The sequence below is a fragment of the Liquorilactobacillus mali genome (assembly GCF_001437155.1).
Taxonomy (GTDB): Bacteria; Bacillota; Bacilli; order Lactobacillales; family Lactobacillaceae; genus Liquorilactobacillus; species Liquorilactobacillus mali_A.
Genome location: NZ_JQAR01000016.1, coordinates 1 through 14,723 on the forward strand (window position 1 = coordinate 1; position 14,723 = coordinate 14,723).

A 14,723-nucleotide genomic window follows, 5' to 3' on the forward strand; every position below is an offset into this window, starting at 1 on the left:
ATTAATTATGGCACAACTGTTCAGAAATTTATGTACCAAATACTAGGATAGGAGCAATTCATGCTAATAAAAAATATTATAGTGGACCTATTAAAGAAAAATCTTTTTTTATACTACACAAAACAATATCATGTCAGGGAAAGATAACATAAATTATTTCATTATAAACTTTATAAGCAGTAATATCCGTAATTTGATAAGAATTATTCCAAATAAAACAGGTGTCAAGAAGGGACTGTCAATATTTATTTGTAGAGAAGTGGCTGGAAAGCTAAATACAGAATCCTTTATAAAAGAATCAAACCGATGAAGAAACACTATCCAACAAATTATAAATCACAGTTTTATAGTTTTAAAGAAGAAAGTCCACAGTTTCATATCATCACCAGAAAAAGGAATAACGTACTTGTTAGGATTTAAAGTATATTTATTCACTGAAGCAAATGTTATTATTTTTTCATGCCTCGTCTTTTTTGACAACTTTGGAACTATCGGTAGTGCAACTGGTTCGCTTAAAGTAACTAGTCAAAAGCGGTGAAGTTGTGTGGCAAAATTTTCAACGAAACTTTTATTGGTGTATCTACCGTGCACTTCTATTTTGATGAGAACAATTACTGGGTTTTACTATCAATCAGATGCAGAGATCTTTAATATATGGAACATTCTTATACTATACACTACCAAATGTAAAAGTCGGATCAAAAGATAGTTTTTGACCTAATTTTTCGCTGTATCAAAATCTAGCGTTATAATTAATTAGTGTTGATACTTAAACAAATCAGTAAAGAGGGTATATGATGAATAAACGTCTCACTAACTTTTTATTTAAAATCGATAACTGTGTAGAACACCGAAATTATCTGCTAACAGTACGTGAGGCTGTTACAATTTTGTTTCCATTTATTTTAGTAGGTATATACGTTGAACTACTGAGTAATGCAGTTTTTCATAAACATGGATTTTTAAATAATATCTACCATATTGATCAGTGGTTTCCAGGATTTAAAATATTTTCTAGGTACTTCACTATATTGAATTTTAGTATAAATGGTGTAATTTCAGTTGTATTAACATTCTTAGTAGCTAAAATTGCAGTGCGAAAATCTTCTGAGAGCGGGTTAGTTGCTGGTATAACAGCCATCTCTTCGTTTCTGATGGTAAATTTCAATAGAAGTGTTTTTGAACGAGCAGGACACCATGTAACTAGTCGTTTTTTGGAGGGTAGTTTAGGTTACAGTGGGGTCTTTATTGCAATAGTTGTTGGGTTAATAACAGGATGGATATTCAATCGATTTACACCGATGAATGAACAAAAAAACAAATCTTTCAAACAAAATGTTTCACTAGCAGAACGAACACAAAAATCAATTATGCCGGTCCTGATGACTTTAACTTTTTTTGCGTTTCTGGGTTGTATTATAAGTTTACTAGTTAAGAATGGAATCACTAATTTATCATCTGGTCCAATTCAGTTTTCGTTTGTAGGAGGTAACTGGATTTTTGGCTCCGCTATTTTAGCAGTAGTTCTAAATAATTGTCTCTGGTTATTGGGAATAATTGGTTTTTTTGATTTTAATAATGTAAGCTCTAGTAGCATGGTTCAAAATTTAGAATATGCAATTCAGCATGGCTCTTCTTGGGGTGCACCAAATCAGATATCGCTTCATACTCTAATTGACAGCTTTGCAAATATTGGTGGTCCCGGAATGGCACTATCACTTTTGATAGCAATAATATGGCGTTCTCACAATAAGAATCTACAAATAATCGGGAAAGCGAGTTTCCTGCCCAGTGCTTTCAATATTAATCAGTCACTTTTGATGGGAACTGCGTTATTGTATAATCCGTTATTAATTATTCCTTTTTTATGTACTCCTGTAGTTAGTGTTCTGATTACTTGGATTGCATTAAAATTTAATTTTATGCCACCTTCAGTATATCCAGTTAGTGAAACAACTCCTGGCTTCTTGGCTGGGTGGCTTGGTACAGGAGGGGCATGGCAGGCATTTTTGTTTAGCATTCTAAATCTTATAATTGCAATTGTGCTTTATCTGCCATTTGTTTTATTACATGATTATTTTGAAGATATACGTAAGGAAGGGGCAGCTAATGAAAACTAAGTTTTTTTTTGGTGGACTTGCTGTACTTGTACTACTGGCAATATGTATTCCGGCATATAATTGGAATCATAGCAACATTGCAAAGCTAAGAAATTCTGGAAAGACGCAAATGGCACCAATCATAATGGTTCCAGGATCAAGTGCGACCAAAAATCGTTTTGATAGTTTAATCACAGAATTAGGACATGAGGCTCCACAGAATCATAGTGTGTTGAAACTTGTTGTCCAAAAAAATGGTAAAATATCTATTACCGGTACAATTCGTCGAAATGATAATCAGCCCTTTATAGTTGTTAGTTTTGAAAATAATAAAGATGGTAAAAGTAATATTGATAAACAGGCAGTTTGGCTGAGTACTGCTTTCAAACAACTAGTAAAAACTTATCACTTCAATCATTTTTCTGCACTTGGTCATTCTAATGGTGGATTGATACTGACCTTATTTCTTGAAAAGTATCTCAAGAAAACACCTTCAGTCAGAGTTGATAAGTTGATGACAATTGCAAGTCCATACAATATGGAAGAAAAGAGTACTACTTATAAAACGGCAATGTTTAAAGAATTGTATGCTTATCGTGAAGGATTACCAGAGTCTTTGGTTATGTATTCAATTGCAGGAACTGAAAATTATAATAGTGATGGCACTGTTCCATACAATAGTGTGAACTTTGCTAAATATATTTTTCAAGATCAAATTAAAAATTTCACTGAGATCACCGTCACTGGGGCAAATACTGCACATTCTGATTTACCACAAAATAAGCAAATCGTATCACTAATTGGGCAATATATTTTAAGAGAAAATTTCCGCAGAAGAATGGGACAAACACAAGGAGAATAACGTAGTTTACTATAGGAGGGGAAAAGATGGAATATAAAGTCGATTTTAAAAATATTGAATTAACTGGTTTAGAAAGTTCTCCTGTAGCAGCATCATTGGCTGGACTTCGTGCTAATGAGGCACGCTATTTTTGGAATAAATACAAATTTGAATATATCACGTACTCTGCAAGTGAAAGAACAAAAGAAATTAATTGGTTAAATAAAATTCTAAAAGAAGAACGAAATTTAGAATTTAAATCACCTATTTTGGAAGTTGCAATCTATGAAGACGACGATATATATTGGCCTGACTTCATTTATCAAAATGGAATGATTATCAATGTTCTTTATGAGAAAAATAGGGACAAACCCAAGAGGGCAGTTGGGTTAAAGTTGTGTGAGGATATGGAGATTCCAAGTGAATTACGAGGTAAATTCAATTTTGCACATCAACGTTCAAAATTAGCCGGCTCAATTCGCGGAAGTTATTTTAAACTGAAAAAAGAATGGTTGTAAGTGTAATTAAACGCGAGAAAAAGTTAGAAAGTGTCAATCTATTCTATTAATTGTAAGGTTCAAAACTAATTTGTACAGATGGGTGAGCATATGTATTTGGCAGAAAAATTATTTACATCACTTAAAGATGGGTATAAAAGAATATTAAAAAATAATTTGGTCGGTATATATATCCATGGTTCATTTGTGCTTGATTCTTTTAATGAATCAGTTAGTGATTTGGATTATCTGGTTGTTGTCTACCAGCCTCTTTCTTTGATTACGAAAAAAAGGATTATGCAATATACAGTCGAAAGTTTATGGCCATTAGCCCCAGCCAAAGGATTGGAATTTCATATTGTTTTATTAAAAAATACTGTAACTTTTAACGAACCTATACCCTTTGAATTACATTTCTCCAAGCAGCATTATCAGAACTATATAAATAATCCTACAGAATATGTAAAGACAATGCATGGATTGGATCCAGATTTAACGGCTCACTTTATGATTACCGTAAGGGCTGGACAAGTTTTAACTGGTATGCCAATTAGAAAAGTGTTTTGTTCGATTCCAAGTTTATCCTACTGGAATAGCATTTTATATGATGTTTCAGATGCTAAATCCACAATTATAGAACAACCTATGTATAAGGTTTTAAACCTTTGTCGCGCACTTGCCTATAAGAAGGAGAAGTTGATAACCTCCAAACTTTCAGGTGGGAGGTGGGGAATAATAAATATTCCTCAAGAATACAGTGAAATCATTAAAAGTGCGTTGCATGAATATACTTCCTGTGTGTCAAGACAATATGAAAAAAAATATAGCAACGCATCTTTGATTGAATTTGCAGATTATATGTTGAATAAAATTAATGATTAGAATCATAATCAAAAAAATACAAGTTTCAAATTTACTTAACAAGTAATGTATTTCAAAAATAGGCATTTAATATAAAATATAGAACACGCATAGTAGCGTATTCTTTTTATTATAATGACATTAATAAATAAAAACGGAGGTATTTTATGCAACAACTGGTTGATGATATTTTGATTCACTACGAAATAATTGGAACTGGTGAACCAATTGTTTTTATTCATGGTCTGTGTTTAGATCTTAATTCTATGAAATGTCAGTATGAACCTGCATTTATTGGAAAAAGGTACAAAAGAATTTACATTGATCTCCCTGGGATGGGAGAGAGTCAATCTTTTTTTGCACCACAGCCGTCTAGTGATTATTTGATGGAATTAATTATAAAGTTCCTAGACTCAATTAAAATTAGTACTTTCTATCTCTGTGGACATTCTTATGGGGGATATTTGAGCTTGGGGATAGCATATAATTATTCTACACGCATAAAGGGGTTGTTTCTGACATGCCCAGTTGTTACAGCAAATTCAAATAAAAGGATTGTTGAAACACATAGCAACATCCGCGGGGAAAATTTTAAAATTCCAAGTAGTAAATATATGGAAGATTTTATCGGGATGAATGTAGTTATTGATGAAACTTCATGGCAGAAGTATACAGAAGAAATTATTCCAGGACTTAAAAACTGTGATTTTAGTTTTGTTGAAAGACTACAATCTGATAATTTTAATCATTATCAGTTTCAAAATGAAATGGAGCTTAAAAATTGGAATACTGATATCCCTGCTTTTCTTCTATTAGGGAAACATGATCATATTGTTGGTTTCAAAGAACAAGCTAAATTGGCTAAGAACTTTGGAAAATGCAACTTGCTAATTTTAGAAAATGCTGGACATAATTTGCCAGTTGATCAATCAAAAATATTCGATAGTTGTATTAAGTATTTCTTTGTTTAAATATTGGGGGGCTTTATAGAACTATATTCTAGTTTTCTCGTAGTTCATTGATTTTTCTGAGCATTTCGGCTAATTTTTGCAAATCTCTATCACTAAAATCGGCTCTCAATTCATTTAATTTTTGATTTTCATTTTCATGATATTTTTCATGTAGCTTCGCTATAATTTGGCCATTGGCGGTTAGTTTTAAATATACGTCTTTTTTATTATCGCTACGATGATATTTTTTGAGCAAATCTTTCTTTACTAAACGATTAACTATTTTTGAAACAGTTCCTTGAGGAAAATAAACGGTGGCTGCTAATTCTTTAATTCTGATTTCAGAATGACTTGCAACATGATTAATAATGTCTAAATCTGTCACAGAAACATTAGGTATAATGTCGCTAATTTTTTCTTCAGCATGCTTTAACAGATGTTCTTGAACTTTTTTTGTATTATCAAAAGCAAGATAACGATGCAATTCTTTATCAATTTGCTGTAATAATGGGTTTAGTTTTGACATATATATTCCTCCGAATATAAATTGACAGTCCTTTCAGTTACTGTTATTATACATTATATTCCATGGAATATAAAAATGTAAAGAAGGAATTCTATATGCATGTATCTATAGTACTCGACCATCCATATACTTTAGAATCAAGTAAAAATGTTCCCCACAAGAGATCTTATTGTGCGGCACTTGCTGTGAATGCCATTGATACTTTGAAGGCTCAGAATCATACAGTTGATGTTATTGATCTTCAGGCAGATAGATATAATCCAGTTATTACTAAAGAAGGGTTGACCAATTGGCGAACTAAAGAATATGTTGATGAGCAAAGCCAAAACTATTTACTTCGACTAAAAAAAGCAAATGTTAAGATGAAATAATCTTTATTTTTCCTGTTTGGTGGGAGGTTATGCCTGCAAGGATTCATCGATAAAGTATTTTGCAAAGGACAAGTGGAGGAAATAGCTGGACAACGACAAATTCTAAATCTGAAAACTAAAATCAGAGTTTTAGCAGTAATCGGTACACCAAACATTATTTATAAATTACATTATCGAAATCCATTAGGCAATATGTTAAAGAGAGGCGTGTTTGGTAAACTAGGATTAAAGGATTTTAAAATTACTTATTTTAATGCTGAAGATCAAACAGAGAGTAAAAGACTTAGGGCAATCAAAAAAGTTGGTAAGTATATCTTGTAGCACGAATTATTGGTACTTAAAAGTGGTAAAAACCATGAGCTAGATTAAAAACTGCATTTTAATCTAGCTTGTTTATTAATTAGTATAAGCATATTTCATAAGTTAAAATAGGCAGAGTGTTAATTGATTAATGCAGATATACATGCCAATAATATGTTTTTAGATGGGCTAAACTTGATGACAATGGAGGAAATTTTATGGAATTAAAAAAAATGGATCTAAAGGGCTATGAAAAGTATATTGTTGGAACTATTAAAGAATACGCTTCTGAAAAAGTGGATGCAGGAACATGGCGCGCTGAAGAAGCAATGGAATTAGCTGAAGAAGAATATAGACAGTTACTTCCTGATGGACTAGAGACAGAAGGAAATTATTTCTATATTTTTAAAGTTGACCAGAACAATATTGGATATCTATGGCTGGCAAAAAGTAAAGTAAATCCAGAGGATTCTTTTATCTATGACTTTGCAGTTGAGCCTGAATTTCAAAATAAAGGATTTGGTACGCAAGCAATGGGGATGATTTTTATAGAAGCAAGAAAACTAGGCTTTAAGAAGATTGGTTTACATGTTTTTGGTAGTAATGAACGTGCAATTCATGTTTATCATAAACTTGGTTTTATTCCAACTGATATTACTATGAGTCGTGATTTATAAAAAATAATATAAGAGTCATACAGATAGGGGGATAACTCTAAAGGTAACACCTTATGATTCATTTTTGAACTATCAAGTTGCTTGGAGTTTTGATATTTTAGGTGAGGAAGATAAAGCAATTCTATTTTATGAAAAGGCGATAGAACTAGGACTTAATGAAGAATATTTGGAGGATGCTTATTTAGGAATGGGTAGTACCTATAGAACGCTCGGAGATTATAACAAATCCAAAGTTGTATTCGAAAAAGCTATTCACCAGTTTCCGCAAAACAACGCGTTAAAAGTATTTTATGCTATGACGCTTTTCAATTTAGGGAGACATGATATTTCGATGGAAATTTTATTACAGGTATTGTCTGCAACTTCAAATGATACAGATATTCAGAATTTTAAAAAAGCAATTTTATTTTATTCTGATAAATTAGATAAAATTTGGTAGAGATGACTACATGAATTAATCTAATAAGATATTGATTTTTTTAGTTTAGCACGGTGTTCTTGATTTAGGTATTGCCAGTTTTACCTATGAATTCTTTTCTAAATGACCACGTCTAAACAGGTTCTGATTTGATATGTAGCAGTTATAATGCTAGAGTCAACAGCACTTTTAGGGGAATAGATCAAATTTTAATTTCGATTTATTCTCTTTCTTATTTAGTTTGTTAAATAAAGGAGCTGGTTCAAAATCTAACTTTTGACCCAACTCCAGATAAAAACAATTATTAGAATATTTATTCTTTATTTTTTCGATCTGTCCATAATGCAACTGGAGACAGAAGCAAGACGATCAAGGAACCCAAAATATAGGTATGACTAAAGGCACTACTAATGTGCTGATTTTTCTCGTTTTTTATACGAGTAAGTGCCTTGGTCAGGGCTTCTTTTTGTGCCAGTAATTTTATTACAGTTAGAACTTTTTGCTGGCTTTGCGATATTTCTTCTGTTCCTTTATTAATTTTCAGAGAGTTTGAAACTAAAGGTGCAAGTAAAGTATTTTTTTTACTAATAAGATTTAGTTCATCGGTTACTGCAGCCGCTTTTTTTGCAGCCATCGTTGTTGCTTGGCTGATTTTTAATTCAGCATGATATATTTTTCCATATCCAGAATTATGTTTAGGAGTAGGTAGATTCTTTGTAGCTTTAGCAGCATGAGCAAGTTCTCTTCGTAAATGTTTCTGTTTGTTCTTGGTAGAAATCGTTGATGAATCGTTAGTAGAAAACAATTTGTTCAGTTCAACGTGTGCAGTTGTTTTGACCCCTGTTGATAGTGGTTCATTCTCAATAATCCGAATTGAATTTTGTCTTATAGTATTTTTGGCAGATGTCACATTGCCATCTAAAACTGTTACAAGAAGAGCAACTCCTAAACAAGTTCCGATTTGACGTGCAGCATTTACAATACCAGAACCAATACCATTTTTATTTTGGGGTAAATGTTTTACAGAAGCAACTAGAGACACACAAGAAAAGCCAAAACCAATGCCATTTATAATTACAAAGATAACCATTATTTCTTTAGGAGTATTGACATTAATAAATGATAATAAATATAGACTAGATGCCATAATAATTAGACCTGATAACGTAACTGGAATTGCTCCTATTTTTTCAAATAACTTAGTTCCTAAGGGCATAGATACCATGATGGTCAATGAAATAGGCATGATTATTAGTGCCGAAGTCAATGCAGAATAATTTAATACATCTTGTAAAAAATAATTAAAAATTAGCATTGGACAAATCAGGGCAAATCCTGTTATAAAATAAACCAAACTGGAAGCAGTCAATGTTTTTTCGCGGAATAGATCCAATTCCAATAGAGGATTTTTTATCTTGCGCTCTACTGCAACGAAAATAACGAGTGCTAAGATACCTCCAATAATACAACTTAGAATCAGGCTTGAGTTCCAACCATATTGTCTTCCTTCCAGCATACCAAAAGTTATACCACTTAAGCCAATCGTTAAAAGAATAGTTCCCAAAATATCAATTTTTCCATCTAACGTTTCGTCATATGATTCATTTATCCAAATTGAAATAATAATAAACGAAACAATTGTTAGTGGTACATTAATTCCAAAGACTTCACGCCAAGAGGCATATTCAAGAATTATTCCTCCAATCGGTGGTCCACCTGCTGCTGCCAAAGCTGTTACAGCACCAACTACACTAGCAAGTCTTGAGGTATTCTTTTTCCCGAAAATTTCAATACCCATTGGTAAAACGATTGGTGTAATAATTGCACCACCAATGCCTTGGAAAAAGCGAAAAATAATTAATTCTAATAATGAGTTTGACAGCATACACGCTGCAGAAAAACCACCAAAGAGTGCTAAACCAAATAGCATTATTTTTTTTCGACCATAACGATCGGCAATTTTTGACCCAGTAATCATAAACACAGCTAGCGATAGTGTATAGATAGTTGATACCCAGCTAACATTGGTAATACTTGTATTGAAGTGAGCCATGATTTTAGGCAAAGCAATATTTACAATGGTACTGTCTAATGTTCCCATGAACATTGCAATTGTTAAACCAATAAAGCTTACTATTTTTATAACTCGTGACATTTTTCTCCTCCTTTAGGTAACAATTGACCATATAGGTTACAAATGTTACCATTGATGCAATTAATATTATAATTAAACAAAGGTACAAAACAATAGAATTTGCAAAAGTGAAACAAATTTAGCATGTATGTAACCTATCTATCTTGATGGAGGTAAATCTTATGAATGGTAAGGAAAGAATGGTTGAACAATCAAAGCAGTGGTTGAGTGAAGCTTTGATTGAATTAATGAAGTCTGAAGATTTTCAAGATATTTCAATCACTGAAATAGCACAACAGGCAGAGTTATCAAGAAAAACCTTTTATCACTCTTTTAAAAATAAAGAAGCACTAATTAATTATTTCTGTGATAATTTATTCGATGCATATTTTCAACGATTGATCAAACAGGCTCCTCAACCAGGAGCTACGATGTTGGATAATACATTAGACATATTTTTAAATTTCTGGTGGGAACAAAGAGATCTCATTAGATTATTGATTGACCAAGGGCTTTTCGACCACATGAATGAAATTTGGCAAAAAAAGGCAATACCGAGATATAATGCGTTCGCTGCACCATGGCATGTGAAGGGTAGCGCTAAGCAGGTGGCATATGTAATGTCATTTCAATTAGGCGGTTTTACTAATATTCTGCGAGTATGGTTGGAGCAAGACGAGCCAGAATCTCCAGCAGAAATTAAGAAAATAATGATAGATGCGATACATCAATTAGCAAACAGTATTAAGTAAAAAGGGACTAAAAATTAGTTGATTGTGAACCTTTATTTTTTGTATTTCTGGGAGAAGAAGCAAATATTAGGATAAACTATTTGTGAAACTGCGCAGAGTTCTTTAAGAAAATGTTTAAGCCAAATCATTTCTATAAGAAAAAATAATATACTTTAGAGTATTTTATGACAAAAAATGAATATACTTCATCTTTTTAAAACAATTTGTTCATCGATTATTAGTATGATAGATGTAATAAATAATTGAGGAAGGTGAAATTTATGTTAATTAACAATCAATTTTACTTACCCGTTATGACAATTGCTCCATTTAAATTAGGGTTTGTTTTGCTACTATGTGCTTTTACTTACTGGACACATACTTCATTTCCTAAGGTAAATAAACGTAATATTTTGAAAGGTACATTCTTTTTCTATTTGGCCTGTGTTGCTCAATTAACTATCAGCATTAACGTATATACACCTCGAACTTACCTCGAACTTATTCGTTCGGCTAATGGATTCGGGTATTTTGATAGCATTGAATGGCATCCGCTTGAGATGTATAAGACAATATACACAGCTGCTTCACAATATACGATCGTTGGAAATTTAGTAATGCTCATTCCATTAACTCTATTCATATCACTTCTCTGGGAGAATAAAGCAACTTTCAAAAAAATGTTTGCTATTTCATTTTTGACTTCTTTAACCATTGAAAGTTCACAATTGTTGTTGTCCTATATTTACTTGGAGCATCGTCTCTTTGACATCAACGATTTATTACAAAACACATTAGGTGGAGTGATAGGGTTTCTTATCTTCCTTGCTCTGCGAAAAATGGTTCCAAGTCTTGTCAGTCGAAGAAAAATTGTCGCAGAAGTATAAAATAAATATAAATGCATAATTAAAAACAAAACTTCGCAGCTTTTTATTCACTGCGAAGTTTTGTTTTTATATCATAAATTTGATTTCAATAGTCGTTTTACACAAATAAGCGATAAGGTGTTGTATTATACTAATGCATTTACACAATCTTTTATATACCAATAATAAATATTTACCCGATTTTAATATTGTTGGTCATGGTTTCACTGCTTCCAACCGGCTAAAAGTGCTCTGATTCCCATTAGAAATTGCTCTTCACTGGTAAATTGCTTATTTTGGATAGATTTAAGAAGACTATTTAGGAGTTCAGAATCATCCTGTAATTCCTTCATTAAAGTAGAATCAATTTGACCACCATGTTTTGGCTCAATTGCCTCTGCCCAAACAAATCCCATTGTGTAGGCAGTCAATGAATTAATCAAAAAAACAGTTGTAGGCTGTAGTTCGAGGCCTTTTCTTCTTAATTCGACCAAAATTTTTTCCACTAATATAAATTCTGTTTTAGTCACTAATGGATGTGTCGAAATCAAAGGCAGTGTATTTGGATGTTCTAATAAAGCCTGTCGTAAGTGAGTCATTATACCAATGAGCTGTTCTTGCCAACTGTCGGCCGTTGAATCTTCTTTTTCCACTAAGGCAGCCTGCCAAATCCATTCGACTAGGCCATCAAAAAGGGCATCCTGATTAGGAAAATAGCGATAAACGGCCATAGGCGAGACGTTCATATCTTGCCCTAATTTACGCATCGAAAATTTATTGAGTCCTATTTGATCTATGATTTTAAGTGTAGTTTCTAAAATGTAAGATCTACTCAGAGTTTCTTTTGTTGGTTTGGCAGGTTTCATACTAGTTATTTCCTTCTTTCAATGGTCGAGAATGAAAACCAAATAGAGATAATAAACAAAAAATAATTGTCATAATCCATAAAATAATTAAATTCTGAGAAATTGTGTTGAAGTTACCATGGTCCAAACTAATTTTTTTAATAGCCAAAAGTCCCCAGTATGCAGGATCAATCTTAGCCAGAATTCTGGCCCAATGTGGGAACGAATTAACTGGTGATAAACTGCCACCTAATCCGGCCATTAAAATTCCTAGTAAATTTGATAGAGATAGTGCAATGGCTGAGGACTTTGACCAGCTAACTAACATGATCCCAAAAAAGGTTAATGTTGCAGCAAATGAAACAACAGTTGTGATGAAAGCATACCAGTTTCCATTAATATGAAATTTAAAAATTAGACTGCTGATAAGGATTACTGTACTGAGTTGAACAATTTGAATTAAATAAGCTACAACGGCTTTTCCAGTTATGATTTCAGTTAGAGAAGTTGCTGAGATTTGTTGCCTATTCCATGTATTCCAAGTAGTTTCATCAAAAAACATCTGAATTATTAGTTGGATAGAAAAAAAAGAAAATAAAATTGCTAGTCCAGGTACAACTTGTTCGGCACCATTTGCATGTATATATCCATCAGCAATTAACTGGGTCTTTGCTGAAGGAAGCATAAATGGCGCCATTATTAGAGGAACTAGAATCATAATAAATTGTACCGTAGGATCTGCGAATTGCAAGCGACTATTTAATTTTATTACTGCAAAGGTTTGTTTAATGTTCATTTGTATTTCTCTTTTCTAACAGTGTCTGATAAGCCGACTCTAAGTCAGCCTTTTTAATTTTAATGTTTACCAATTGATTTTGATTGACTTTTGGGTTACTGAGTACATTTTTTAATGCAGCTATATAATGCATGTTACTGCCTAAGTTTGCCAACTTCAAATGACCATTTTCAATTTTCCAACCTTTTAAAGAAGGTAATTTTTTTTCAAAGTAAAGTTCTAATGAAGGTCTTGCGTATGTTTGAAGTATCTTCTCTAAACTTCCGTTAGCTTGAATCAGCCCGTGGTTGAGAAAAATAATTTTTGCGTCAAGTGCTTCCATTTCTTGAAGATAGTGTGTTGTATATATAACTGTAATACCTTGTTTGCTTAAAACCTTAACTGCATGAATGATTTGATTGCGCGAATTAACATCTGCACCGACAGTTGGTTCATCAAGAAAAATAATTTTTGCTTGATTCATCAGAGCAATAGCTGAATGGAGCCATCTTTTTTGACCACCACTTAAATCCGCTGCTTTTCGTTCTGCTAAATCTTTTAAATTAAAGATTGACGTCACGTGCAAGTACTTTTCTTCAATTTGTACGGGTGATAGACCGTTGAGAGCACCAAAGCTTCTCAAATTTTGTTTAACAGTTAGCTGTGGATAGATTCCTAATTCTTGTGGAGCAATGCCTAAATATCTCTTTAGGCGATATTTACTTTTAAACAAAGGTTTTTCTAATATTTCAACTTGGCCAGCATCGGGTGAAACTAAGCCTGTCATAATTTTAATTAATGTTGATTTACCGGCACCGTTTGGCCCCAATAAACCAATGATTTCACCTTGTTTAATTTCAAAGCTTATTCCATTTAAAATGGGTCGCTTATTGAAACTCTTATAAATATGATTCAATCTAATCGCAGTTTTCATTTTTTCTCCCTTGTTTACGTTGTAATCTATGATTACATTGTAAACTAAAAAATAAAAAATACAAGTATCTGCTAAAAATTACTTATAGTAAGGAATACGCTCTGGTCGTAATTTTGAAGCGATACTTGAATTTTACCGTTTTATGCAAAGTATTATACTTTATTTAAAAAATTATGCTGAGCCATCAGCATAGCAACAGTGACAACTAAATTGTCAATAATTCTTCGGCCTTACTTAAAAGAAAATCAGGTTTTTCTTTTAACAGACTATAAGGATCATGTGCTCCCCAAGTAACCCCGCAGGTATGAACACCAGCAGATTTACCCATTCTTAAATCAAAAATGGCATCTCCAATCATAATGCAGTCATCAGAATTAAGATGGTATTTATTAATTATTGATAAAACACCATCAGGAGCAGGTTTAAAATGTTGAACTTGATCTGAACCAATAACATCTGTGAAATATTTTTTTATTTTCAGATTTTCTAAATTTCGTAATAAGGCTACTGAATTTTTACTAGATACCACGTAGAGAGATTTAGAACGCTGAGTTAAGGTCTGTAAGGTCGGTAAAATGCCATTAAATAGAGTTATATTAGCTAACTCATTTTTTTATAATGTTCGCGAAAACAATCCATCAAGTCTTTAAACTCTTGTTCATTAAAAACGTGTTGGGGAGCCATCTTTTTGAAAGAAACTTCAATTGGTATTGCCATATAATAATTAACTGTTTTGTAATCAGGTATAGGCAATGAGAAGTCCTTAAAAGCATCTTGGGTCGCCAAAATTCCAGTTTTTCCTGAATCGGCTAAAGTACCATCAAAATCAAAAATATATGTTTGCATACAACTCTCTCCTAGGTTATTCGCTAAAAACTTAAGTAACCATAATAAATAA

At 32.4% G+C, this 14,723-nt stretch carries 16 protein-coding genes and 1 pseudogene; 10 read left to right on the forward strand and 7 right to left on the reverse strand.

Features of this window, described 5'->3' with window-relative positions; translation table 11 throughout:
* The first annotated feature begins 797 nt into the window (after positions 1-797).
* The 5 genes from IV36_RS07505 to IV36_RS07525 all read left to right on the forward strand — a co-directional run bounded on the left by IV36_RS07505 (position 798) and on the right by IV36_RS07525 (position 5,269).
* Entirely contained in the window at positions 798-2,120 is a 1,323-nt protein-coding gene (locus IV36_RS07505; RefSeq protein ID WP_056991567.1) for a PTS transporter subunit EIIC, read from the forward strand.
* The gene (locus IV36_RS07510) at positions 2,110-2,961 is read left to right on the forward strand and encodes an alpha/beta hydrolase (RefSeq protein ID WP_056991568.1); all 852 of its coding nucleotides are present in this window, start codon (positions 2,110-2,112) and stop codon (positions 2,959-2,961) included. Before IV36_RS07505 ends, IV36_RS07510 begins: the two co-directional genes overlap by 11 nt.
* Positions 2,962-2,987: 26 nt before the next feature.
* Positions 2,988-3,458: a hypothetical protein gene (locus IV36_RS07515; protein WP_003689577.1), complete on the forward strand. Its 471-nt coding sequence runs from the start codon at positions 2,988-2,990 to the stop codon at positions 3,456-3,458.
* Between the two features lie 90 nt (positions 3,459-3,548).
* The gene (locus IV36_RS07520) at positions 3,549-4,319 is read left to right on the forward strand and encodes a DUF4111 domain-containing protein (protein WP_082623732.1); all 771 of its coding nucleotides are present in this window, start codon (positions 3,549-3,551) and stop codon (positions 4,317-4,319) included.
* Between the two features lie 146 nt (positions 4,320-4,465).
* Positions 4,466-5,269 carry an alpha/beta fold hydrolase gene (locus IV36_RS07525; protein ID WP_056991570.1) on the forward strand — a complete coding sequence of 268 codons (804 nt, stop codon included), beginning with the start codon at positions 4,466-4,468 and terminating at the stop codon, positions 5,267-5,269.
* Between the two features lie 28 nt (positions 5,270-5,297).
* On the opposite strand, the gene IV36_RS07530 is transcribed toward IV36_RS07525, so the two are convergent.
* Positions 5,298-5,774 carry a MarR family winged helix-turn-helix transcriptional regulator gene (locus IV36_RS07530; protein WP_056991571.1) on the reverse strand — a complete coding sequence of 159 codons (477 nt, stop codon included), beginning with the start codon at positions 5,772-5,774 and terminating at the stop codon, positions 5,298-5,300.
* Positions 5,775-5,869: 95 nt separating this feature from the next.
* On the opposite strand from IV36_RS07530, the pseudogene IV36_RS07535 reads away from it, so the two are divergent.
* The 3 genes and pseudogenes from IV36_RS07535 (at position 5,870) to IV36_RS07545 (ending at position 7,561) form a co-directional block, all read left to right on the forward strand.
* Positions 5,870-6,466: pseudogene (locus IV36_RS07535) on the forward strand (NAD(P)H-dependent oxidoreductase).
* A gap of 197 nt (positions 6,467-6,663) precedes the next feature.
* Positions 6,664-7,122, forward strand: coding sequence for a GNAT family N-acetyltransferase (locus IV36_RS07540; protein WP_056991572.1), 459 nt, complete (start codon positions 6,664-6,666; stop codon positions 7,120-7,122).
* 64 nt (positions 7,123-7,186) lie between these two features.
* Positions 7,187-7,561 (forward strand): tetratricopeptide repeat protein, encoded by a 375-nt coding sequence (locus tag IV36_RS07545; protein WP_235810278.1) that lies wholly within the window; start codon positions 7,187-7,189, stop codon positions 7,559-7,561.
* A 292-nt stretch (positions 7,562-7,853) separates the two neighbouring features.
* Here IV36_RS07545 and IV36_RS07550 read toward each other — a convergent pair whose 3' ends face one another.
* Entirely contained in the window at positions 7,854-9,695 is a 1,842-nt protein-coding gene (locus IV36_RS07550) for an MFS transporter (protein ID WP_056991574.1), read from the reverse strand.
* Positions 9,696-9,856: 161 nt separating this feature from the next.
* Between IV36_RS07550 and IV36_RS07555 the strand changes: the two genes are divergently transcribed.
* Complete coding sequence (locus IV36_RS07555; protein WP_056991575.1) at positions 9,857-10,426, forward strand: TetR/AcrR family transcriptional regulator; 570 nt, start codon at positions 9,857-9,859, stop codon at positions 10,424-10,426.
* 260 nt (positions 10,427-10,686) lie between these two features.
* Positions 10,687-11,292: a VanZ family protein gene (locus IV36_RS07560; protein ID WP_056991576.1), complete on the forward strand. Its 606-nt coding sequence runs from the start codon at positions 10,687-10,689 to the stop codon at positions 11,290-11,292.
* A 203-nt stretch (positions 11,293-11,495) separates the two neighbouring features.
* Here IV36_RS07560 and IV36_RS07565 read toward each other — a convergent pair whose 3' ends face one another.
* The 5 genes from IV36_RS07565 to IV36_RS12545 all read right to left on the reverse strand — a co-directional run bounded on the left by IV36_RS07565 (position 11,496) and on the right by IV36_RS12545 (position 14,671).
* Positions 11,496-12,137 carry a TetR/AcrR family transcriptional regulator gene (locus tag IV36_RS07565; RefSeq protein ID WP_056991577.1) on the reverse strand — a complete coding sequence of 214 codons (642 nt, stop codon included), beginning with the start codon at positions 12,135-12,137 and terminating at the stop codon, positions 11,496-11,498.
* A gap of 1 nt (position 12,138) precedes the next feature.
* On the reverse strand, positions 12,139-12,912 hold the full coding sequence (locus IV36_RS07570; RefSeq protein WP_056991578.1) for an ABC transporter permease: 774 nt from the start codon (positions 12,910-12,912) through the stop codon (positions 12,139-12,141).
* Complete coding sequence (locus tag IV36_RS07575; protein ID WP_056991579.1) at positions 12,902-13,825, reverse strand: ABC transporter ATP-binding protein; 924 nt, start codon at positions 13,823-13,825, stop codon at positions 12,902-12,904. The genes IV36_RS07570 and IV36_RS07575 overlap by 11 nt, the downstream gene beginning before the upstream one ends.
* 205 nt (positions 13,826-14,030) lie before the next feature.
* Positions 14,031-14,420, reverse strand: a complete 390-nt coding sequence (locus IV36_RS12540; protein ID WP_338086408.1) for an HAD family hydrolase — start codon at positions 14,418-14,420, stop codon at positions 14,031-14,033.
* Between the two features lie 5 nt (positions 14,421-14,425).
* Positions 14,426-14,671, reverse strand: coding sequence for an HAD family hydrolase (locus tag IV36_RS12545; protein WP_338086407.1), 246 nt, complete (start codon positions 14,669-14,671; stop codon positions 14,426-14,428).
* Positions 14,672-14,723: the final 52 nt, after the last annotated feature.

Coding starts and splice junctions, on each gene's coding strand:
- IV36_RS07505 (WP_056991567.1), top strand. CDS start 798: ATGAATAAACGTCTCACTAACTTTTTATTTAAAATCGATAACTGTGTA.
- IV36_RS07510 (WP_056991568.1), top strand. CDS start 2,110: ATGAAAACTAAGTTTTTTTTTGGTGGACTTGCTGTACTTGTACTACTG.
- IV36_RS07515 (WP_003689577.1), top strand. CDS start 2,988: ATGGAATATAAAGTCGATTTTAAAAATATTGAATTAACTGGTTTAGAA.
- IV36_RS07520 (WP_082623732.1), top strand. CDS start 3,549: ATGTATTTGGCAGAAAAATTATTTACATCACTTAAAGATGGGTATAAA.
- IV36_RS07525 (WP_056991570.1), top strand. CDS start 4,466: ATGCAACAACTGGTTGATGATATTTTGATTCACTACGAAATAATTGGA.
- IV36_RS07530 (WP_056991571.1), bottom strand. CDS start 5,774: ATGTCAAAACTAAACCCATTATTACAGCAAATTGATAAAGAATTGCAT.
- IV36_RS07540 (WP_056991572.1), top strand. CDS start 6,664: ATGGAATTAAAAAAAATGGATCTAAAGGGCTATGAAAAGTATATTGTT.
- IV36_RS07550 (WP_056991574.1), bottom strand. CDS start 9,695: ATGTCACGAGTTATAAAAATAGTAAGCTTTATTGGTTTAACAATTGCA.
- IV36_RS07555 (WP_056991575.1), top strand. CDS start 9,857: ATGAATGGTAAGGAAAGAATGGTTGAACAATCAAAGCAGTGGTTGAGT.
- IV36_RS07560 (WP_056991576.1), top strand. CDS start 10,687: ATGTTAATTAACAATCAATTTTACTTACCCGTTATGACAATTGCTCCA.
- IV36_RS07565 (WP_056991577.1), bottom strand. CDS start 12,137: ATGAAACCTGCCAAACCAACAAAAGAAACTCTGAGTAGATCTTACATT.
- IV36_RS07570 (WP_056991578.1), bottom strand. CDS start 12,912: ATGAACATTAAACAAACCTTTGCAGTAATAAAATTAAATAGTCGCTTG.
- IV36_RS07575 (WP_056991579.1), bottom strand. CDS start 13,825: ATGAAAACTGCGATTAGATTGAATCATATTTATAAGAGTTTCAATAAG.
- IV36_RS12545 (WP_338086407.1), bottom strand. CDS start 14,671: ATGCAAACATATATTTTTGATTTTGATGGTACTTTAGCCGATTCAGGA.